Genomic DNA, 19,030 nt, shown 5'->3' with positions numbered 1-19,030 from the left:
TGCTTGTCTTGGGTCAGGTCAATAACGTGCACTTTGAACGGGGCCAAAGACTCTGGCCAGGCAATCTTTCCCTTCTCAGTGTCACCAAACACTTCGGTAACTACTCCCACTAACCGAGAAACGCCAATGCCGTAGCATCCCATAATAACCTGGGTCTGCTGGCCATCTTCGCCAGCCACTTCCCCATGCATGGCATCGGTATACTTGGTGCCAAGACGGAAAATATTTCCCACTTCGGTAGAACGGGCAGTGCGGATTTCTCCCCCGCCCCATTCCCTAAGCTTGTCTTCATTCCCCTCTTCCACCACCTCCTCGTTCCAAGCCTGGTCACCGGCCGCGTTCAGGTAAATAAGGTCTTCCCCCGCTGGGTTAACCACCTGGAATTCGTCGGACTTTTGGGTAGAGAACATGCCGCCAGAAGCCTCTGTGCGAAGGGTGTGGAGTCCCATCCGCTCAAAGATGCGGAAGTAGGCCTGAGCAGTCTCTTCGTAGTACTGCTCAAAGTCCTCGTTGGTGACATGGAAGCTGTACATGTCCTTCATCTGGAACTCACGACCACGAAGCAAGCCGGAGCGGGCACGAAGCTCTTTCCGGAACTTGGTCTGGATTTGGTAGATGGACAGCGGGAGCTCTTTGTAGGACTGTACGAATTTACGGAACAGGTCCACTGCGTTCTCCTCGTGGCTGGCACCAAGTCCCATGGAAGCATCTTCTACGCGGTACATAACCTCTTTCACACCCTCGTGATCCCAACGACCAGTCTCTTCCCATAGATCCTTTGGCTGCAGGGCCGTCATGAGGACTTCTTGGGTTCCTGGAAGCTTGTTAAGCTCATCGCGGATAATAGCCTTCACGTTCTCCAGGACACGGAGGCCAAGAGGAAGGAAGGAGGTGACTCCGGCAGCGGTTTTATCGATGTACCCACCACGGGTGAGCAACTGCGCATTTACACTCTCTTCTTCTTGGGAAATAGAGTGGCGCGTTTTTCCAAACAACTGTGATTGACGCATAGCTAGGGTTTAAAACAACCGAATGACGTCACGCACGCTCAGGATAAGGATGAGGCCAATGAGCATGACGAAACCGGCAAAGGTAATGGCACTTTCGAGACGACGGTTCATTCGTTTCTTCCCGATAATTGCCTCAATAATAAGAAAAAGAAGTTTACCGCCATCCAGGGCGGGGATGGGCAGAATGTTGAGCAGTGCCAAGTTGAGGGAAAGCGCAACGATAAGGAAAATGGTGGAGATGGCGCCAGCCTGGGTTGCAGATCCGGTAGCCTGGTAGATGCCAACCGGACCAGACACATTAGGGTCCAACTGTGCAGAGAAGAAGAGTTTGTTCCAAAAACCAGCAAGGGCGTCCCAGGTAACGGCAATAATCGCACCAATCTCTTTTACGGCAACAATTGGGGCCTGCCAAACTGGTACCCGAACGGTACTGAACGGCTGGATGTATACGCCAAGGGGAGGCCCCTCTTTGGCGATTTCTGCCGTTGTCTCAATCAGTTCCCCATTACGGTTCAAGGAAATCTTAACTGTGCTAATTCCCAGTTCCTGCTGTGTTTTGGTATAGGCAGTCAGTTGGGCAACCGTAGTCACTTCCGTAAAGGCGCCGTCCTCACTACTGACAAAACCTTTAATAAGGTCACCCGGTTTGACGCCGGCCTTGTCTGCCCCTCCCCCCTCTTGGATATCGGCCACCAATACCTGGGTCTGCCTCTTGGTGGCGCCAGGAACCTGCTCAAGGTCTTGGCTGATGGACACAAAGCCCACAGAAAAAGCGACCGTCAAAATGACGAAGGCAAAGAGCACATTCATGGTGACACCCGCCACAATCACTGCCATGCGCGCCCAGACAGACTTTTGTTCAAAGGAACGGGGGTCCTCATCCTGGGACTCGGGGGTCTCGCCGTGGATTTTCACATAGCCGCCAAAAGGAATGGCATTCAAAGAGTAGAGCGTCTCCCCTTTGCGCTTGCTCCAAATACGAGGAGGAAAGCCAATGGCAAATTCATCAACCTTCATCCCCATCCACTTGGCAACCGCAAAATGGCCAAGCTCATGAATAAAGACGAGCACGCCAAGAATAAGAAGGAAGGCAATAAGGGTGAGGAGGAAGGACATTGTCAGCGGATGAGATTGCTTGCCTGGGAAACCAGGTTTACAAAGTGGACGAGAAGTTTAGGGAAGAGCGCTAAAAAGATAATTTCAACTGCAAGGATAATAACAACTTTCACGAGAATTTTCCGGAAAAAGCCGGCGAGGAATGAAAACCCCGCTACAAGGAAAATATACGGCGCAATACTGGAATCGAGGATCGACATTAGACCGTGGTAATCTCCACTTCTTTTTCTTTCACCAACGCCTCAACCTTTTTATTGTACTCGCCTGTGACCTTGTCGATTTCATCGCGGCCCCAGTCACGGTTATCTTCAGAGATCTGGCCGTCTTTCTGAGCCTTCTGCACATGCTCCCATACTTCAGCCCGGATATTGCGAAGGGTAATGCGGGTCTGCTCTGCCATCTTACCCACTTTCTTTACCAGTTCTTCCCGGCGCTCCGCCGTTAGCGGGGGGATGACAATGCGCAGTGTCCGTCCGTCATCCGAAGGGTTGAAGCCCATGTCGGCTTGGACAATGCCTACTCGGATATCGTTCAACAGCCCTGCGTCAAACGGCTGGACCATGAGCTGCTGCGGCTCAGGGCTAGTGACAGTGGCCACCTGTTTAAGCGGCATCATGGAACCATAGGCACTTACCATAACCCCATCAAGCATAGCGGCGTTAGCACGGCCGGTACGGACCGTCTTCAGCTCATCACCAAAGTGAGCGATAGCGGCATCCATCTTAGGTTTTGCGGCAGAGACCATTTGCTGGACCATAGGAAAATGTGGGTTACAAGATCGTATCGCGTTCATGGTAGCAGAAACCCCTGGCATCCATAAGTACCCAGGGAAAGTAAAAGGCCCTCCCGCGGGAGGGCCTGTGTGGCGATGGCCCGTCACTAGCGTGAGGGCAAACGGACTCTTTATTGGTGAGTCCAATGGGGAATGGGTCACATGGTCGTTGCCATGTGCCCTGGCGGGGTAAGTAGGAAACTTAGCCTTGTAACCATACCTGAGAACCGGCCTCCCGTCTACTCTTTTTACGCAAGAAAAAAGAGCGACTGTTCATCGCTCTTTAAGGGATCTTTTTTGGATGTTGTCCTTGCCAGTCCTGGTAGACCTTTTTGACAACTTCCAGCTCACTTGCCGCATACTGCGTGACTGGCGTACCCCGCCACAACTTTGTGGGGTGAGGGCGGGTTGTGACTAGGCCAGTCTTCCCAAGCCAACCAACTTGCATGGCTGTTAAACCTGTCAGTCTTCTGGCCTGCGCGAGAGTTAGCCACCCCTCTTGAGGACTTCCTCCCAGCCCTTGTTTATCCGCAAGTGCCTCTGCCAGTCGGGCATGCCAACCTTGGGGTTCCTTAATGCTGTATCCCGATGCAACTAGGCGGTTATGTCTGGTACGCGTAAAGCACCGATGGGTACAATATTTGCGTAAGCGTTTGGATTGGAATTCCTTTCCACAACACACGCACACACTCACTCTCATGGCACTCTCCAACTCAATGAGGTAAGCAAGTTCCGCAAAACCCTCGTTATCTACGAAGTAAAGTCCAAAGGCAGAACGGAAAACAAAGAGGCCTGAAGCACGCCATTTATCAATTTTCGGTTTCAGGTGTTGAAACTCAGGCAGGTCAACTACTTCCTTCAGAGTTATAAAGTCTTCTGGGATTTCAATCTTCCCATCGGTTTTCCAATGCCTTCTCACCGTTTCAATTGATAGATGTAACCGTTCAGCAGCCTCACGAATGCGAAGGTACCTAGGGACAAGCTTCTCCTTCTTCCCTCCCTCGGTCCGTATCACGAGGATCGGCGGGGAAAATTGAACACCCTCCATCAAAGCATTGATGCTTTGCTGTACCACGCCCGGGTGACGCTGCATGTAATTCTTAAGCTGGCAGACTGAATCAATACCAAACTGGCTGCTAGCAAGGAACTCTCTCACGGCTCGGGAGGCATCCCGGTATTCAATGGTCAAAGCGTGTGCAATTTCTGCAAGCGTTTTTCCCTTATCCAATTCGTTGACGATGCTTTCTACTAAGTTGCACCAAGCCTGCTCATGCAGGAGTGGGCAGTCAGCTTTCTCTTCTTCGTGACTTTGGCTATCCACCAACTGCCACCTCCTTTTTAAATGTCGCTTTTTACAGCAGCGTGATCATAACGAAAGCCACCTGCTTAATCAAGATGAGATACAAAAAAGGGCGCCTTGCGGCGCCCTTTTCACTGGACTTAGTCCTCGGCTGGCTTTTCGCCTGCCAATTCGCCAAGTGTGTAGCGGTCAAAGCGGGAGATGACAATTTTCTCACCCAACTTGCCGGTAACATCCGCAAGGTACTGAGCAATGGTCAGCTTACTGTCCTTTACAAAAGGTTGTCCAAGCAGCTCCTCTACTGATGCAGGGGCCATGCTGGAGATTTGCAGTGCCAAGTCGTGGGCGAACTCCTTAAAGGTTTCGCCACGGGCAACAAAGTCTGTCTCACAGTTTACTTCAACGAGAACACCAATGCGGCCAGCGTGAACGTAGGCCTCAATCACACCTTCAGCGGCATGACGGCCAGATTTCTTGGCCATAATGCTGGCGCCGCGCTCTGCGAGGAGAGCAAGTGCCTGCTTTTTGTCACCATCAGCTTCATCAAGTGCCTTTTTCACATCCATGAGACCCATAGAGGTCATCTCACGAAGCTCGGCAATGTCAGCAGTTGTGTAGTTTGGCATGGTAAGTGTTCTTGCTTACTTTTTGGACTTTGCTTCTTTGGCTGGTGCAGCCTTTTCAGCGCTTTCAGCCTTCTCGGCTACTGGCGCAGCTTCGGCTTTCTCTGCCTTTTCAGCGGCGTCAGCCTTTTCTTTTTCGGCTTTGGCCACTTCTTTGCCACGGGCTTCTAGGCCGGCAGCAATAGCCTGCTCTACCATTCCCAAAACGAGCTTGAGGGATTTTGGTCCGTCGTCGTTGGCAGGGATTACGTGGTCAAGCTGGGTTGGGTTGCTGTTGGTATCGCAGATACCAAAGATTTCCAAACCTTCGTCGCGGCACTCTTTAATGGCGTTGTGCTCGTAGCTCGGGTCAATAACAAAGAGTACGTCTGGCTTACGGGTAAGATCCCGGATACCGCCAAACTTTACACGCATGCGCTTGAGGTCACCCTCCATTGCTACGCGCTCTTTCTTGATCATCCGGCCTGCCTGCTCTTCGTCAGCAAGAATGCCTTCTACGCGCTTCATACGGGCAATACTTGCCTGCATCTCTGCCCAGTTGGTCATTGTGCCACCAAGCCAGCGCTCGGAAACGTATGGGATACCAAGGCGAGCACCAATCTCCGCTACCAGCGGGGAGGCCTGCTTCTTAGTACCGACAAGAACAATCATTTTGCCCTGACGCGCACGCTCTTCCAAAAGAGGAAGGACGGTTGCAAGCTGTTCCTGGGTCTTTTCCAGGTTCATGATGTGCAACTTGTCGCGGGTCGCAAAAATATACGGCGCCATTTTAGGGTGCCAGCGCCCGGAAGCGTGACCAAAATGAACGCCCGCCTGCATAAGCTCCCGTAGTTCGGGAATAGAAACGGTTGGCATAAGGTTTTCCTTACTCCTTTAATTCCTGCTGGCGATTCACATGCACGTCTGGACTAAACGGAGGCCATTTAGCAGGAGTGACGAGCATCCTCGCAGCGAGGGGATAACTGTTTAGATACTTGACAGTTATACCTGAAAACCCTATAACGTGCAAGCATTGATTAAGCTCTCTCAAACAGAGGGTGGAGCGTGAAACTTGAATCCAATGACCAAAAGCCCGCTCCCCATTGGTATGGAGAGCGTGGCAAAGCCCATAGATTGTAACCCGTACCTACCAGATGTCGCCTCTTACATCGTCCAGGCACGGCTCTCGCACAAAGTGGCTGTCCAGCCACCCCTACACGAACGCCTACGCGCCTTCTTGCAAGGAAAACGCCTTTCTCCCACCACCCGTGGACGGAAGAGCGTATTCTCCCTGCTTGTGGTCGTAAAGGAGCACGAAGGGGTCAGAACCTTGCTCGGGGCAACCTTCTGCCCAAAGAAACACCCCGAGTACTTTGGCCACTACCTGAAAGTGGACTTCTTCCTTGAAGAGGACATCCTGAGAAAGCTAGCCGCTAACCAGGGAACGCCTTTCGAATGGCCCGACCCGGATGACATGGGAAAAAGGCTCTGGGTACAATTTATCTAAGTCTTTTCGTTCCAAACCCCTCACTCACTGTGAGGGGTTTCTTTTTTTATCGGAATCAGGTAGAGTACCCAGGTCATGAAAACAGGAATTCACCCTCAGTATCACACCATCACGGTAACCTGCGCTTGCGGGAACACGTTTGAAACCGGCTCTACAGTAGCCGGCGACACTCGCGTGGAGATTTGTGCTAACTGCCATCCGCTCTATACTGGTAAGTCTAAACTTATCGATACGGCCGGACGCGTAGACAAGTTCAACGCTCGCCAGCAGCAAGCTGCCGATCGCCAAGCGGCTGCTTCTGCCCGCGCTGTCACCAAGGCCCCAGAGGCCCCTACAGCCGAGGCTGATAATGCAAACGCCTAAGCTACACGGTGCCCTTGAGGCGCTTCGCGCCGAACATAAAGAGCTATCCCTGAAACTTCAGGATAGCTCTTTATATGATGCTCCAGAAAAAGCGGCGGAGATTAGCCGTCGCCACCGCAAACTGGAAGACTTTTTGCGTTCCGCAGACGAGTACGCCATCGCCCTGAAACAGCTCACCGAAGCTGAAGAAATGCTGCGCAGCGATGACGCAGACATGGCCGCCATGGCCGAGGGCGAAATTGAACCCCTGAAAGAAAAGATCACTCAGCTTGAAGGAATAATCGAGGACTTTCTCCTTCCCCATAACCCAGATGAGAGCAAGAACATCATCCTGGAAATCCGTGCCGGTACCGGTGGCGATGAAGCCGAGCTCTTTGCAGGCGAAATCTTCCGCATGTACAGCCGTTACGCCGAACGCCAAGGTTGGAAAGTGGAAATCACCACGCTCAACCGCTCTGAACTAGGCGGCATGAAAGAAGTGGTTGCAGGAATTATCGGTGAAGACGTTTACCGCCACCTCCAGTTTGAGAGTGGCGTGCACCGCGTCCAGCGCGTTCCTGAGACCGAAAAGATTGGACGCATCCACACCTCCGCTGCCACGGTGGCCATCCTTCCCGAAGCCGAAGAGGCCGATGTGGAAGTACACGACGGTGACCTCCAAATTGATACCTACCGCTCAGGCGGCGCTGGTGGACAGCATGTAAACACCACGGACTCTGCCGTACGCATCACCCACAAACCCACCGGCCTCGTGGTAACGTCCCAAGACGAACGCTCCCAAACCAAAAACAAAGCCCGTGCCATGACCGTGCTCCGCGCCCGCCTCTACGAGCTGAAGCGCCAGCAACTCGCTTCTGAGCGTGCCCAGACCCGCCTCTCCCAAATTGGATCGGGGGACCGTTCCGAGAAAATCCGCACCTACAACTTCCCTCAGGACCGCATTACCGACCACCGCATTGGTGAGTCTTGGTCAAACCTTCCCCATATTATGGAAGGGTATATTGACGATATTGTCGCCAGCCTCCTTCGTGCCCACAAAGACGAACTCCGGGAACAGGCGTCAGCTAATGCCGCCGCATGACCATTGCGGAAGCGTTAAACGTATCAGACCGCACTATTTCCTTCCGCGACGCCGAGGTACTCCTAGCGGCAGTGTTGGATTGTGACCGTAGCCATCTCCATACCCATGGGGAACAGGTACTTACGCCCGCACAAGAAGAAGCATACCAATCTTCTCTCACCCGCCGGGAAAACAACGAACCTGTGGCCCACATTGTTGGTTACAAGGAATTCTATGGCCGCCGCTTCATGGCGGACAAGCGCGCCTTAATCCCACGCCCGGAAACCGAGGGCGCCGTAGAGCGTGCCCTTGCATGGGCAGTGCCCTATTTTCAAAGCCACCTCAAAGCAACGGGCAAGCCCTGCCCGCTGCGCATTTTGGAACTGGGAACCGGGGGAGGGCCAATTGCCATTTCCCTGGCCCTGGAACTCTCAGCACAAAGCATCCCCGCGACCATAATCGCAACCGACATTGCACCAGAGGCATTAGAGCAGGCCCAGGAAAACTGGCAGATTTTAGGAAAGGGGAGCCGCACAGACTTGGTTGTCCTCAAATGTATTGAAGCCGACCTGTTTGACCACTCCTCTATTACCACCCGTCCTTTCGACCTCATCATTGCCAACCTCCCCTACGTAGAAACTACGTGGCAGGTAGAAACAGGTGCACAGCCAGATGTGGTATTTTTCGAACCTGATGTGGCACTCTTTGGCGGTGCCGACGGCTTGGATATCTACCGCCGCTTTTTTGCTGAGGCACCCACTCACTTAGAGGCAGGCGGTGCGGTCATTATTGAATATGGTGATACCCAAACTACCGCCATCACTCCCCTGGCCACTGCCGCCTTTCCCGATAAGCTTTGTACAGTGCACCAGGACTACGCCGGCCTCGACAGAATATTAGAATTGTTGCCCGCTAAAAAGTAGCGCGCCAAAGGAAGAAATGCCTGAATACACCTTCGGTGTATGCTAATACTTTTGTGCAGGCAACAATTCTACTTGGCAAAAAATGAGACGAGCCCTAAGGCTCGTCTCGGTTACGACTATTGATCCACTGATCGATAGTCATTAGGTAGCGAAGTCGTTCCACCTCCCCTAACAGCAAGCTGTTCACCATCAGGAGACGGAGCATGTCATTTTGCAGCGTGAAGCTGAATGAGCCCTCTTCGTATTCAACCAGCTGGGCCCGGAAAACATCTAGGCGCTCCATAAAGAGCTCCAGAAGTGTCCCCAATTGCCTGCTTTCGCGTTCAAGGTCCCGTGAAGTGAGGCTCACCTCGTGCGGGTCTTTTCGCGCCATTGGCTTACCCAGCGCTTCTTCCACCATGTAGCGCGTGTGCCACTGCGACCATTGGTAAAGGGCATTTGCCCCGTCAATGATTGTCTGGATATGAAGAGGAAGTAAGGGTGAGGTGAGATTCACCTCACCAAACGCCCTATCCAACCAAGAAGAGTATGAAAGGAAACCAGTATCCTCATTTGACTCAGTCTCAATCTTCCAGGTGTTAACAAAGTACTCGCCTGTGATGAGAAGTCGCAGGGCATGCAGGAGAAGCTCTGACTGTGTACTGGTTGGCACCTGAGGGCAAGCCGTAACAATGGTGCGCAGATGCTGCACCGTGTTGCGTATTTGCAGCTTCTTAGCAAAGCACCAGTCCGCAGGGTCGCTGTCCGAAAAAAGGGAGTACCCGCGGTGCACAATACAGGCTACCAGGGGCTCGGACATTTCCAGGTCGTCGTACCAGTAAAGAAGGAGCTCGTTTCCTACTTCCTCAAAAAGGGGGAATTCAAAGTCGTAGTACTCTGCCCAAGGTCCCGTGACTGGAAAGAGTGAGAACGTTGAGAGAGGCGGTCTGCCCTCTAGAAGTAACTTATAACCATTACGTAGCACATATCACCTCCAAGGTTCATTTCGCGTGAGCGTTACCTAGTTCTAACAAATGCCCTGCAACAACAAAAGAGCCCCGGAATACCGAGGCTCTTTTTCTGAGTAACCAGAAGTCTTTCCTGAATGGGAACCTGACTAAGAGGCAGGGAGCCGTTCGAGTGTCGCCTTGATAGTCTGTTCCTGGCCGGCACGGATAACCTTGAGTGAGATTTCCTGACCTACCTCGTACTTTTGCATACGGCGGGTAAGCGGGTTGTTCTCATCGATACGCTCGCCATTCACTTCCAGGATAATGTCATTCTCCAGGATTCCTGCTTTTGCTGCCGGGCTGTCTGGTACGACCGCGAGGTCGGAAACGCTTGAGCCACGGACAACCAAGATGCCGTAGTCCACCGAGAGGCTGTTGGCCTGCTTTACCGCCTTGGTAATTGGCACATACCTTACGCCTAAGTATGGCCGAACAATTTCACCCGTCTTGCGTACAGAATCCACCACGCTCTTCAGGCTGTCTATAGCAATGGCAAACCCTACGCCAATGGATCCGCCCGAACCGTTGCTGGCAATGGCGGTATTAATACCAACCACTTGGCCTTCCAGGTTTACAAGAGGACCACCCGAGTTGCCAGGGTTGATAGCGGCGTCAGTTTGGATAAGGTCGCTTAGGTTCTCGTTCTCCGCGGTAAGGTTCCGGTCTTTGGCAGACACCACACCCAGGGTCACAGAGTTATTGAATTCACCCAAGGCATTCCCCACCGCAATGACATACTGCCCAATCTCCAAGGCATCGCTTGAGCCAAGCTCTACCGTTGGCAAATCTTTGGCATCAATCTTAAGTACCGCAAAGTCGTTGAGCGGGTCTATGGCTTGGATTTTTGCATCGAAGATGCGCCCGTCGTTCAGGATGACCTTGTAGGTAGCCTGCTGCGCCACCACGTGCTTGTTGGTGACAATCAGGCCGTCGCTAGTAATGATAAAGCCCGTTCCCCCGCCTACTTCCTCGTCAGAGACCCGTCCAAAGAAGTCTGCCACTTGCTGACTGGCGGTAACGGAGACCACTGCCGGGGAGACTTTCTCAGCGGCATCAATGACGGCAGAGCTTTCTTCCAGGCGGACGCTGCGGCGGGTTGCTACGGTAAGCGGGCTGTCGCCACTAATTCCTAGCTGGCTACGGATAGTACGCGCCCATGAAGAATCGCTGTCCGCAATGACCACGTAACCAGTTGCTCCGCCTACAAGGCCGGCAATAAGGCTGATCACCGTAAGGACAACAATCATTCCTAGCTGGCTGGCGGACCTTCGCCGCCCAATGAACATATCGTCTTCCATGCCTAACGTTTACTTATCATGTCGGCCTTCTTCTTCAAGAAAGAGCCTACGGTCTTTTCAATACTCTCGGCCCCTTTTGCCATGCGCTCTATGCCGGGGAATACTACCATGGCCACCCGGTCCACCATTCCCGCAATGTGCTCTATGTTATTGGAGATGCGACGGACATCGCGCACAACGCCAATGACCTCTATCCCAAGCACAACAAGAATGACGGTCAGCATCACGCTGCAGAAAGCCAGAACAATATACAGGATATCGAGCGTTGAAACCATTGGGGTGACTTAGTAGTAGGGGACCGGCTCGCTGTCTGGGGTGAAGTCTACAATCTTGCGCACCTCCCCTCCTGCGGCAGAAACAATATAGATACCATTCTCACCTTCCCGTACCACGGCAAACGTAATGTACCGGCTGGTGGTATCCCAGGTAATAGGGGCCAAGGCGCTTACCACCCCAAAGGTAGTGATGCGACGTTCATCAACCCCTGCGTTGTTCACGGTGTAGATATCGTTCTTACCGTCGCGGGTTTCAATGAAGGCCTTACGTGTGCCGTCTGGGCTCACGGAGTATGCGCGCTCGGCGTCTTGCTTTAAGGAAATCTCTTTCTTTTCACCAGATTGGAAATCGGCTTGGTACCGCTTACGCCCGTTGCCATCCTGTGTTTCGTATGTGAATGCAGTATCGTCGGAAACAAATTCCATTGGCTCACTAGTGAGCAGGTCTTCAATGTCACTTATGATCGTGCGGCGCTCACCGCTCACGAAATCTACCGACTTAATGTCATAGACGTAGTTGTAGCCTTCTGTGTTCCGCGAAACGGAATAAATGGCCTTGGTGGCAGTCCCCATCATGTAGGCCCCGCTGGACGTTTCCCCCAGCTCAAAGGTGTTCGCCTTGCTTACGTCGTAGAAACGTCGGACATACTCGCTCAACTTGGAGTCTTTGTACGCTTCAAAGTAGATGAACCCGCTGTTCGCGGACCATGTGACCGCAGCAGGGCTTACATCGTCACTTACTTTCTTCAGGTTTTTACCGTCGATATCCACCACGTAGAGGCGTGAGAGGTAGCGGCCGTTAAAAGTACTGGGAATTTTGTCACGGGTTGAGGAGAAGACCACACGCTTTCCATCAGGAGAAACGCTTGGGCCAAAGTCTTCCGTGCCGGCCACTGGCGCTACCAGCTGGCGCTCGCCACTGCCGTCGTATTTCGCCACGTACATGGAACGCTTCCCGTCGCGGTTAGAGACATACAAAACATTCCCCGTGGGTACCATGGAGACTTTTGCAACATCAGTAGTGGGAGAGACGGTAAGTGGCACTTCTACTGTAGTAAACCCGGCTTTGCTGAGAGTTAGCTTAAACTCACCGGCCACCAGGTCATCCACGGTAAAGGACCCGTCAGCTGCAGTCTTGGCACTCTTGCCACCAAGGCTTACTTGGACCTCACTCAAGGCAAGGGCGCTCACGTAGTCTGTAACCAAGCCTTTGACGGAATAGACTTTGGCTGTCTCTTTCTTGAGGGAAACGGAAAGGGAACCATTGTCCCCCCGCTTCAAAGTAACAGTAGCCGTGTAGGGAACATACCCATCCTTCGCGATAGAAATGGGCCAGTCACCCGCCACAGCCCCAGTGATATTCACCTGGCCACTAGCGTCGGTAGTATAGGTTTTGTCACGGAATGCCAAGGAAACGCCTTCGAGCGCATACTTGTCATCTTCCCGTACCTTAAAGCTGACGGAGGCTGCATACACTTTGTCATAAACTGGCTTGTACCAGCCGAACTGCCAGGCAGCCACCCCGCTCACCCCAAGGATAAGGATAATTGCCAAAAGCCACACCCAGACCCTTCGCTTCTTGCGTGGGCCTTTTTCTTTGGCGTCTTTTTTCTCTTCTGGTTTTACACCTTCGTGTGGCGGGATTTCCTCCACCACGGGCTCATTCGCCTGCACGTCATTGGCTGGCGGAACCGTAGTGTCCACCTTTGAAGCTGCCGGTGCCTCCGGCTTGGATGATGTGTCTTGCCCCTCGTTCGCCATACCCTATACCTTTATATACTTAACGCTTTGCGCACCGCTTCTTGGACCCGGGCAGGCTGTGCTTTCCCAGCACACTTTTTCATGACCTGGCCAACAAAGAAACCAAGGATGCGCTCGTTGCCACTCTGGAAGTCTGCAACAGCTTGCGGATTTTCACTCATCACTTCTGCTATTGCTGATTGTACCACGCCGTCGTCGTGAGATTGTAGGAGTTGCTTGGCCTCAAAGAACGACTGGACACTTTTCCCATCACGCAGGTACCCGGCAAGTTCCGGGATAAGGGGTTTCAAAGCAGAAAAGGAAACTGACCCGCCGGACGTAGCGGCACTCACTTCTTGCAAGTGAGCCGCTGAAAGCTGCTCACTGCCTGGGACCTGAATAAGCCACTTGGCCGCTTCTTTGGCGGGCATCCCACCCGCTTCCAGCTCCCGCAGCGACTGCAGCATGCGCTGGTTTTGCTCAAAGAGAAGTTCAATATCAGCAGCTACAAGGCCCTTGCCCAGGTATTCTTTCCGAATGTCATTAGGCAGGGCAGGCAGAAGCATATGCTCTGGGTTCAGGCGTTCAATTTCATGCACCGCCACTGGTGGCAGGTCTGGCTCTGGCATGTACCGGTAGTCTGCCGAACCTTCTTTGGCGCGCTGCACATTGACGGACTCTGTATCCTCATCCCAGCCAGCGGTAATTTTAGATGTCCGGGTACGGATTGGCCCGTTAGCCATCCACTCGTCGTAGTGACGCTGGGATTCGGTGATGATTGCCCGCTCCACCGCCCGCGTAGAGTTTACGTTCTTCACCTCGGTAATAGGGGTGCGGACTTCTACGCCTTCATGCTCAAAGGCAATGTTAATGTTCACATCAGCACGCATCTGCCCTTTTTCCATGTCTGCCGTGGAGACGCCAAGCGTCCGGACAAGAAGCTGCAGCTCTTGGAGGACACGGCGCGCCTGGGCAGCGGACGTAATGTCCGGCTTGGAAACCATTTCCAGGAGGGGGACACCGGCCCTGTTCAGATCAACACGGCTATACCCTTTCTTTGCACCATGCATAAGTTTGCCCGCATCTTCTTCCAAGTGCGCTCGCTCAAAACTAATACGGCTTTCCACCTCCCCTTTTTGGTCGAGGAGAAGAAGTTCACCACCCTCGCAGAGTGGCATATCAGACTGAGAAATCTGGTACCCCTTTGGCAGGTCTGGGTAAAAGTAGTGCTTGCGGTCCCACTTGGAGAGCGGCGCAATACTGCAACCCAAAGCACGGCCAACCAGGATAGATTTCCTAATCGCCTCTTCGTTGGCCACCGGGAGTGCACCAGGAAGTCCTAGGCAAACTGGGCAGATGTGGGTGTTTGGCTTGTCTGCGTGGAAGGGGTCGTTTTTGCAACGGCAAAACATTTTGGTGGCCGTTTCCAGTTCCACGTGGATTTCCAACCCTACAATAATGCGGTACGGCGTACTCATACGGATACTCCCAAGTTACGGAGTGCAGTGGCAAACGTCCGGATGGCTACTTGGGCCTGGCCCGGCGCCAACCGCATCCCCATTTCGTGGGCAATCTGGTTCCGGAGCTTATGCGCCCTCCACACCTCATTGGTGAGCTCCCTTCCCCAGCGGCCTTCGGCGCCACGGAGACGGTCAGCCATGCTGCCGCCACCGTAGTTCATCGCCTGAAGCGCGGCATCCAACAGTTTGTCTGCCTCGCTTACCGCCATTGCTTCTGTGGCCGGGCTGCTTACCATTTCCAAAACCGTCCCCCAGTGGCGGGCAATCTCGTTGGCGGTATGGGTATCAATCCCCTTTGCCTTGTTTTTGAAAGGCAATGTCAAAAGGGCCCAGAGCGTAGACAGTACGCTCTCTACCGCTCGTTGTTCAGGAGTACCTTGGGGACGTCGGGCCATTTATTCTCCGAATCCGAAACCGGTGATTTTTACTTCGTCGGTATTTACTGGGGTGCCCTGGTCGGGGTCGTTCACTGCAACTGAGGCAATGGCATCAACCACGCCCTGGGAGGCAGGGTCAATCTGGCCAAACGCAGTGTGCTTCCCGTCTAGGCTCGGCTGTTCAGCCTTGGTCACAATGAAGAACTGGCTGCCGTTGGTACCTACGCCGGCGTTAGCCATGGCGACAGTGCCTTTCACAATCTTATGACTGTTAATCTCGTCAGGGAACGGAACGCCAAAGATACTCTCACCACCACGGCCGGAACCGGTTGGGTCGCCGCCTTGGATGACAAAATCCTTAATAATACGGTGGAAATAGGTGCCGGTGTAGTAACCACGCTTCCCTAGGGTCACAAAGTTCTTCACAGTCTTTGGCGCCTCGTCTGGGAAGAGGTTGATGGTGATATCGCCCTTACTCGTATTGAGGACTACCTTTTTGGCGGTCACTACGTCTTCTGGGTCTTTGAGGTCGGCTGCGTTTTGCACGTTTTCGTTGTTAGGGGTGTTGGTTACTTCAACTTCAGGCTTCTTCTCTTTGCCCTGGAAGCTAATGATAAGCGCCACTACAGGGATAAGGATGATTCCAACCAATATGGCGAGGGTGGATTGTTTCATAAGCTAAAGGTTAGGCTGTTCGGCGTGAAACGCTGTTACGGATTGATAGGCTGCCCCAACGTTCAAAATTGCTTCCTCGTTGAACCGCTCGGCAATAAGTTGCAGGCCAACGGGAAGCCCTTTGGCAAACCCGCACGGCACACTCATTCCCGGCAGTCCCGCAATGTTAACCGGCACGGTGAGGATGTCTTCTTTATACATGGCTAGCGGGTCATTTACCTGCTCGCCAATTTTAAAGGCAGTATGAGGGGAAACGGGCGCCGCAAGGACATCAACCTCTTTGAAGATCTCTGTGAACTTTTGGGAAAGGGCAACGCGCACCGCCTCTGCCTTTTTATAGTAGGCGTCGTAGTAACCGGAAGAAAGGACATAGGTGCCTAACATGATACGCCGCTTCACTTCTGCACCTAGCCCAGAGGCGCGGGTCTTGGCGTAAATGTCGTAGAGCGAGTGGCTTTCGTGTTCTTCCTCGCGCTCAATGGAGTGGGCATAGCGGATGCCGTCGTAGCGGGCCATGTTGGAAGAAACTTCTGCCGGGTTGATGATGTAGTACGCAGCGAGAGCGTGTGAGACATCGGGAAAAGAAACTTCTTTCACCTCTGCGCCCAGCTTCTCAATTTCGGCGATGGCTTCCCGTACAAGCTGTTCTACCTCTGGTGTGACCCCTTCGCCAAAGTACTCGGTGGGGATGCCCACGCGGAGGCCTTTGAGCGGCTGGTCACCTTGAGGGAGGGCCGCTACGTAGTCTGGCACTGGAAGTGGTGAGGAGGTGGCATCATACGGGTCATGGCCGGCAAGCACGCCCAAGACAATGGCGGCATCGCGCACTGTTTTGGTCATAGGGCCGGTCTGATCCAAGGAGCTAGCCATTGGAATTTCACCCCAACGGGAAACACGCCCATAGGTTGCGCGAAGGCCAACGATACCACAAAAGGCAGCAGGCTGACGGATGGAACCGCCCGTGTCCGTACCAATGGAGAAGAGTCCCATGTGGGCTGCCATAGAAGCAGCAGGACCACCAGAGGAACCACCACTCACCCGCTCGGTATCCCACGGGTTGCGGGTAACACCAAAATACGATGTTTCGGTGGAAACACCCATGGTGAATTCATCGGTGTTTGTCTTGCCTAAAATAACTGCGCCTGCCTCCCGGAGCTTGCGATAGACGGTGGCACTGTACGGCGCGACCCATCCCTCAAGGATGTGGGAAGAGGCGCTGGTTGGCGAATCACTCGTAGCATAGACATCTTTCAAGGTGTAGGGGATGCCATCCAAAGTACCACAGGTTTTGCCTGCAGCGCGGCGTTCGTCACTTTCTTTTGCCTGGGCGCGGGCGAGGTCTGGAAGCACGGTCACAAAAGCGTTGATTTTAGGCTCAACGTCAGCAATCCGGGCAAGACAGGCTTCCGTTAATTCCAGGGAGGTATACTCACCAGCTGCCAGCCCCGCGGCCGCTTCTTCAATGGTAAGGGTATAGAGAGGCTTGGCCATTAGGCAGACTCCGTTTCCCCGCCCAGTACAGCACGTACTTCAATATAATCGCCGTCACGGCGTGGGGCAGCAGAAAGCGCCAAATCCAAGTTGAAGTCTGACTCCACCGGGACATCGGCACGCATCACATTGGTGAGTCCAGTCACTCCCACGCGGGATTCCACATGGCTCGTGTCCACCGAAGAGAGTTGGTCAACATAGCCCACCACCTGGGTAAGCTGGGTTGCGTACCGCTCGTACTCCTCTTCCGTAAGGCTGAGGCGGGCAAGGCGGGACAGGTGCTGGATATCGGAGCGGGAGAGTTCTGACATATAAGGTTATGGTAGCAGGACTTACAGGGACAGACCAGATTGCATCTGAAGCAAAATTACCCCGCGAGCAGTGCGCTGAATGATTCTTCGTCCAGCACTGCAACGCCCAATTGTTCGGCCTTCGCCAACTTGCTTCCAGGCTTGTCCCCCACCAAAACGTAACTAGTCTCGCTACTTACGCTGCTGGAAATTTTCCCACCCGCAGCCCGGATAAGCTCACCTGCTTCTTCACGGCTGTAGTTGTCCAGAGTGCCGGTAAGTACCACCGTCTTGCCCGTAAAGGCTCCTCCCGCTTTCTGCTTTGGAATGACCAAAGGTGCCCGCATCCCTGCCGCAATGAGCTGGTCCAAAACTGTTTGCTCATGGGAATTCTGGAAATAATCGTAGAGACTCTGTCCCACTACCGGGCCAACGTCAGGAAGCGCATTGAATGCCTCAGGCGTCATTGCACGCAGGATAGCCACCGCCTCCTCAAAGAGCAGCTCGTCGTTCCCCATCATGCGCCCGCGCTCAACCAGTTCGTTAGCAATGGTAATGGCAGTCTCGGCGCCTACATGGCGGATTCCTAGGCCAAACAACAGCTTGGCAAACGGGCGGTTGCGGCTTTCCGCAATGGCCTGCACCAGGTTCTCGGCAGACAAGTCGGCAAAGCCTTCTACGGTAAGGAGCTGCTCCTTAGAAACTCCGTACAGGTCAGCAAAAGAGCTCACCAATCCAGCGTCCACCAAGCGGGCACACACCTTCTCGCCGAGCCCCGTAATATCCATAGCTCCCCTGCTCGCAAAGTGTTCCAACTTGCGCTTAAGGATGTCATCCAGGACAACTGCGCCGCTCTGGTCGTCTGCCGCTGTCAGGGCGCTGACATCTACGTAATGTGCAGCCTCACCGTCGCGACGGATAACTGGCACCCCGGAGAGTTCCTTAGGGAAATGAAACGGCTTCGTGTCATCGGGACGGAGGCTTTTCACCACCTCAATGACCTCAGGGATGATGTCCCCTGCCTTTTGGATAATGACGGTGTCACCTATGCGGATGTCCTTGCGGGCAATTTCATCAGCATTATGCAGGGTGGCACGGGCAACTGTTGTACCAGCCAAACGGACTGGTTCAAATTCGGCCGTAGGGGTAATGGCACCCGTCCGCCCCACGCGAAGGGTAATATCCTTAACAATAGTTGTCGTCTGTTCAGCCGAAAACTTAAAGGCCACGGCCCCGCGGGGCGCCTTACCTACTACACCGAGCCGTTCAAATACAGCTTCATCGTTGATGTTCACCACTGCGCCATCAGTTTGGTAAGGGAGGCCCTTCCGCTTCTCTTCCCACTGGTTCAAAAACTGCTCCACTTCTTCAATGCTGGCGCACAGAACACTGTGCGGCTCTACAGGAAACCCGAGCTCGGCCGCCAGAGCATGCTCACCAGCATGCGTCTCCAGGCCGTGCTCACCAGCAACGGCGTACGCGAAAAACCTAAGCCGCCGCTGGACAACCAGGGCAGGGTCAAGTTGACGCATGCTTCCCGCCGCCAAGTTGCGGGGGTTTGCATATATGGGAAGCCCCTTCTTCTCTTGCTCACCATTTATGATGGCAAAGTCCTTCTTGGTGATGTACACCTCGCCGCGCACTTCAAAGCGGCCAGGGATTACGCGCGTGAGACGCAGCGGGATAGCCTGGATGGTACGGGCATTGAGCGTGACATCTTCC

General features: G+C 53.6%; 21 protein-coding genes. 4 read left to right on the top strand and 17 right to left on the bottom strand.

The features are described 5' to 3' along the window. From VLA04_06435 to rpsB, 7 genes are all read right to left on the bottom strand, one after another. Window positions 1-1,010 (bottom strand): aminoacyl--tRNA ligase-related protein (locus VLA04_06435; protein ID HSI21291.1); only part of this gene is annotated, 1,010 nt, incomplete at its 3' end. A 9-nt stretch (window positions 1,011-1,019) separates the two neighbouring features. Beyond that, on the bottom strand, window positions 1,020-2,126 hold the full coding sequence (locus VLA04_06430; GenBank protein HSI21290.1) for a site-2 protease family protein: 1,107 nt from the start codon (window positions 2,124-2,126) through the stop codon (window positions 1,020-1,022). Between the two features lie 2 nt (window positions 2,127-2,128). Then, on the bottom strand, window positions 2,129-2,326 hold the full coding sequence (locus VLA04_06425; GenBank protein HSI21289.1) for a hypothetical protein: 198 nt from the start codon (window positions 2,324-2,326) through the stop codon (window positions 2,129-2,131). Beyond that, entirely contained in the window at window positions 2,326-2,883 is a 558-nt protein-coding gene (gene frr / locus VLA04_06420) for a ribosome recycling factor (protein HSI21288.1), read from the bottom strand. The genes VLA04_06425 and frr overlap by 1 nt, the downstream gene beginning before the upstream one ends. A 298-nt stretch (window positions 2,884-3,181) precedes the next feature. After that, on the bottom strand, window positions 3,182-4,219 hold the full coding sequence (locus VLA04_06415) for a hypothetical protein (protein HSI21287.1): 1,038 nt from the start codon (window positions 4,217-4,219) through the stop codon (window positions 3,182-3,184). Between the two features lie 119 nt (window positions 4,220-4,338). Beyond that, window positions 4,339-4,824: a translation elongation factor Ts gene (gene tsf, locus VLA04_06410; protein HSI21286.1), complete on the bottom strand. Its 486-nt coding sequence runs from the start codon at window positions 4,822-4,824 to the stop codon at window positions 4,339-4,341. Window positions 4,825-4,839: 15 nt separating this feature from the next. After that, on the bottom strand, window positions 4,840-5,676 hold the full coding sequence (rpsB, locus tag VLA04_06405) for a 30S ribosomal protein S2 (GenBank protein HSI21285.1): 837 nt from the start codon (window positions 5,674-5,676) through the stop codon (window positions 4,840-4,842). Window positions 5,677-5,872: 196 nt separating this feature from the next. On the opposite strand from rpsB, the gene VLA04_06400 reads away from it, so the two are divergent. The 4 genes from VLA04_06400 to prmC all read left to right on the top strand — a co-directional run bounded on the left by VLA04_06400 (window position 5,873) and on the right by prmC (window position 8,653). Beyond that, window positions 5,873-6,307 (top strand): hypothetical protein, encoded by a 435-nt coding sequence (locus VLA04_06400; GenBank protein HSI21284.1) that lies wholly within the window; start codon window positions 5,873-5,875, stop codon window positions 6,305-6,307. A gap of 75 nt (window positions 6,308-6,382) precedes the next feature. Next, window positions 6,383-6,670, top strand: coding sequence for a 50S ribosomal protein L31 (gene rpmE, locus VLA04_06395; GenBank protein HSI21283.1), 288 nt, complete (start codon window positions 6,383-6,385; stop codon window positions 6,668-6,670). Then, window positions 6,657-7,751 carry a peptide chain release factor 1 gene (gene prfA / locus VLA04_06390; GenBank protein ID HSI21282.1) on the top strand — a complete coding sequence of 365 codons (1,095 nt, stop codon included), beginning with the start codon at window positions 6,657-6,659 and terminating at the stop codon, window positions 7,749-7,751. Before rpmE ends, prfA begins: the two co-directional genes overlap by 14 nt. Continuing rightward, on the top strand, window positions 7,748-8,653 hold the full coding sequence (gene prmC / locus VLA04_06385; protein ID HSI21281.1) for a peptide chain release factor N(5)-glutamine methyltransferase: 906 nt from the start codon (window positions 7,748-7,750) through the stop codon (window positions 8,651-8,653). The genes prfA and prmC overlap by 4 nt, the downstream gene beginning before the upstream one ends. Window positions 8,654-8,747: 94 nt before the next feature. On the opposite strand, the gene VLA04_06380 is transcribed toward prmC, so the two are convergent. The 10 genes from VLA04_06380 to ligA form a co-directional block, all read right to left on the bottom strand. Next, a complete protein-coding gene (locus tag VLA04_06380) occupies window positions 8,748-9,617 on the bottom strand; it encodes a hypothetical protein (GenBank protein ID HSI21280.1) in 870 nt (289 codons plus the stop codon). A gap of 132 nt (window positions 9,618-9,749) precedes the next feature. Next, window positions 9,750-10,940 carry a trypsin-like peptidase domain-containing protein gene (locus VLA04_06375; protein HSI21279.1) on the bottom strand — a complete coding sequence of 397 codons (1,191 nt, stop codon included), beginning with the start codon at window positions 10,938-10,940 and terminating at the stop codon, window positions 9,750-9,752. A 2-nt stretch (window positions 10,941-10,942) separates the two neighbouring features. Further along, complete coding sequence (locus VLA04_06370; GenBank protein HSI21278.1) at window positions 10,943-11,215, bottom strand: hypothetical protein; 273 nt, start codon at window positions 11,213-11,215, stop codon at window positions 10,943-10,945. Between the two features lie 9 nt (window positions 11,216-11,224). Next, window positions 11,225-12,976, bottom strand: coding sequence for a carboxypeptidase regulatory-like domain-containing protein (locus VLA04_06365; GenBank protein HSI21277.1), 1,752 nt, complete (start codon window positions 12,974-12,976; stop codon window positions 11,225-11,227). An 11-nt stretch (window positions 12,977-12,987) separates the two neighbouring features. Continuing rightward, a complete protein-coding gene (gatB, locus tag VLA04_06360; GenBank protein ID HSI21276.1) occupies window positions 12,988-14,433 on the bottom strand; it encodes an Asp-tRNA(Asn)/Glu-tRNA(Gln) amidotransferase subunit GatB in 1,446 nt (481 codons plus the stop codon). After that, window positions 14,430-14,870: a hypothetical protein gene (locus tag VLA04_06355; GenBank protein HSI21275.1), complete on the bottom strand. Its 441-nt coding sequence runs from the start codon at window positions 14,868-14,870 to the stop codon at window positions 14,430-14,432. Before VLA04_06355 ends, gatB begins: the two co-directional genes overlap by 4 nt. Then, the gene (locus tag VLA04_06350) at window positions 14,871-15,527 is read right to left on the bottom strand and encodes a peptidylprolyl isomerase (GenBank protein ID HSI21274.1); all 657 of its coding nucleotides are present in this window, start codon (window positions 15,525-15,527) and stop codon (window positions 14,871-14,873) included. Window positions 15,528-15,530: 3 nt separating this feature from the next. Further along, the gene (gatA, locus tag VLA04_06345; GenBank protein HSI21273.1) at window positions 15,531-17,018 is read right to left on the bottom strand and encodes an Asp-tRNA(Asn)/Glu-tRNA(Gln) amidotransferase subunit GatA; all 1,488 of its coding nucleotides are present in this window, start codon (window positions 17,016-17,018) and stop codon (window positions 15,531-15,533) included. Further along, complete coding sequence (gatC, locus tag VLA04_06340) at window positions 17,018-17,329, bottom strand: Asp-tRNA(Asn)/Glu-tRNA(Gln) amidotransferase subunit GatC (protein HSI21272.1); 312 nt, start codon at window positions 17,327-17,329, stop codon at window positions 17,018-17,020. Before gatC ends, gatA begins: the two co-directional genes overlap by 1 nt. Window positions 17,330-17,385: 56 nt before the next feature. After that, window positions 17,386-19,030: NAD-dependent DNA ligase LigA (ligA, locus tag VLA04_06335; protein ID HSI21271.1), on the bottom strand; the 1,645-nt coding region annotated here is incomplete at its 5' end.

It is taken from the genome of Verrucomicrobiia bacterium (assembly GCA_035460805.1).
Taxonomy (GTDB): domain Bacteria; phylum Patescibacteriota; class UBA1384; order CAILIB01; family CAILIB01; genus DATHWI01.
This window is presented reverse-complemented; position numbering and strand designations above follow the sequence as displayed.

Coding starts and splice junctions, on each gene's coding strand:
- VLA04_06430 (HSI21290.1), bottom strand. CDS start 2,126: ATGTCCTTCCTCCTCACCCTTATTGCCTTCCTTCTTATTCTTGGCGTG.
- VLA04_06425 (HSI21289.1), bottom strand. CDS start 2,326: ATGTCGATCCTCGATTCCAGTATTGCGCCGTATATTTTCCTTGTAGCG.
- frr (HSI21288.1), bottom strand. CDS start 2,883: ATGGTCCAGCAAATGGTCTCTGCCGCAAAACCTAAGATGGATGCCGCT.
- tsf (HSI21286.1), bottom strand. CDS start 4,824: ATGCCAAACTACACAACTGCTGACATTGCCGAGCTTCGTGAGATGACC.
- rpsB (HSI21285.1), bottom strand. CDS start 5,676: ATGCCAACCGTTTCTATTCCCGAACTACGGGAGCTTATGCAGGCGGGC.
- rpmE (HSI21283.1), top strand. CDS start 6,383: ATGAAAACAGGAATTCACCCTCAGTATCACACCATCACGGTAACCTGC.
- prfA (HSI21282.1), top strand. CDS start 6,657: ATGCAAACGCCTAAGCTACACGGTGCCCTTGAGGCGCTTCGCGCCGAA.
- prmC (HSI21281.1), top strand. CDS start 7,748: ATGACCATTGCGGAAGCGTTAAACGTATCAGACCGCACTATTTCCTTC.
- VLA04_06375 (HSI21279.1), bottom strand. CDS start 10,940: ATGGAAGACGATATGTTCATTGGGCGGCGAAGGTCCGCCAGCCAGCTA.
- VLA04_06370 (HSI21278.1), bottom strand. CDS start 11,215: ATGGTTTCAACGCTCGATATCCTGTATATTGTTCTGGCTTTCTGCAGC.
- VLA04_06365 (HSI21277.1), bottom strand. CDS start 12,976: ATGGCGAACGAGGGGCAAGACACATCATCCAAGCCGGAGGCACCGGCA.
- gatB (HSI21276.1), bottom strand. CDS start 14,433: ATGAGTACGCCGTACCGCATTATTGTAGGGTTGGAAATCCACGTGGAA.
- VLA04_06355 (HSI21275.1), bottom strand. CDS start 14,870: ATGGCCCGACGTCCCCAAGGTACTCCTGAACAACGAGCGGTAGAGAGC.
- VLA04_06350 (HSI21274.1), bottom strand. CDS start 15,527: ATGAAACAATCCACCCTCGCCATATTGGTTGGAATCATCCTTATCCCT.
- gatA (HSI21273.1), bottom strand. CDS start 17,018: ATGGCCAAGCCTCTCTATACCCTTACCATTGAAGAAGCGGCCGCGGGG.
- gatC (HSI21272.1), bottom strand. CDS start 17,329: ATGTCAGAACTCTCCCGCTCCGATATCCAGCACCTGTCCCGCCTTGCC.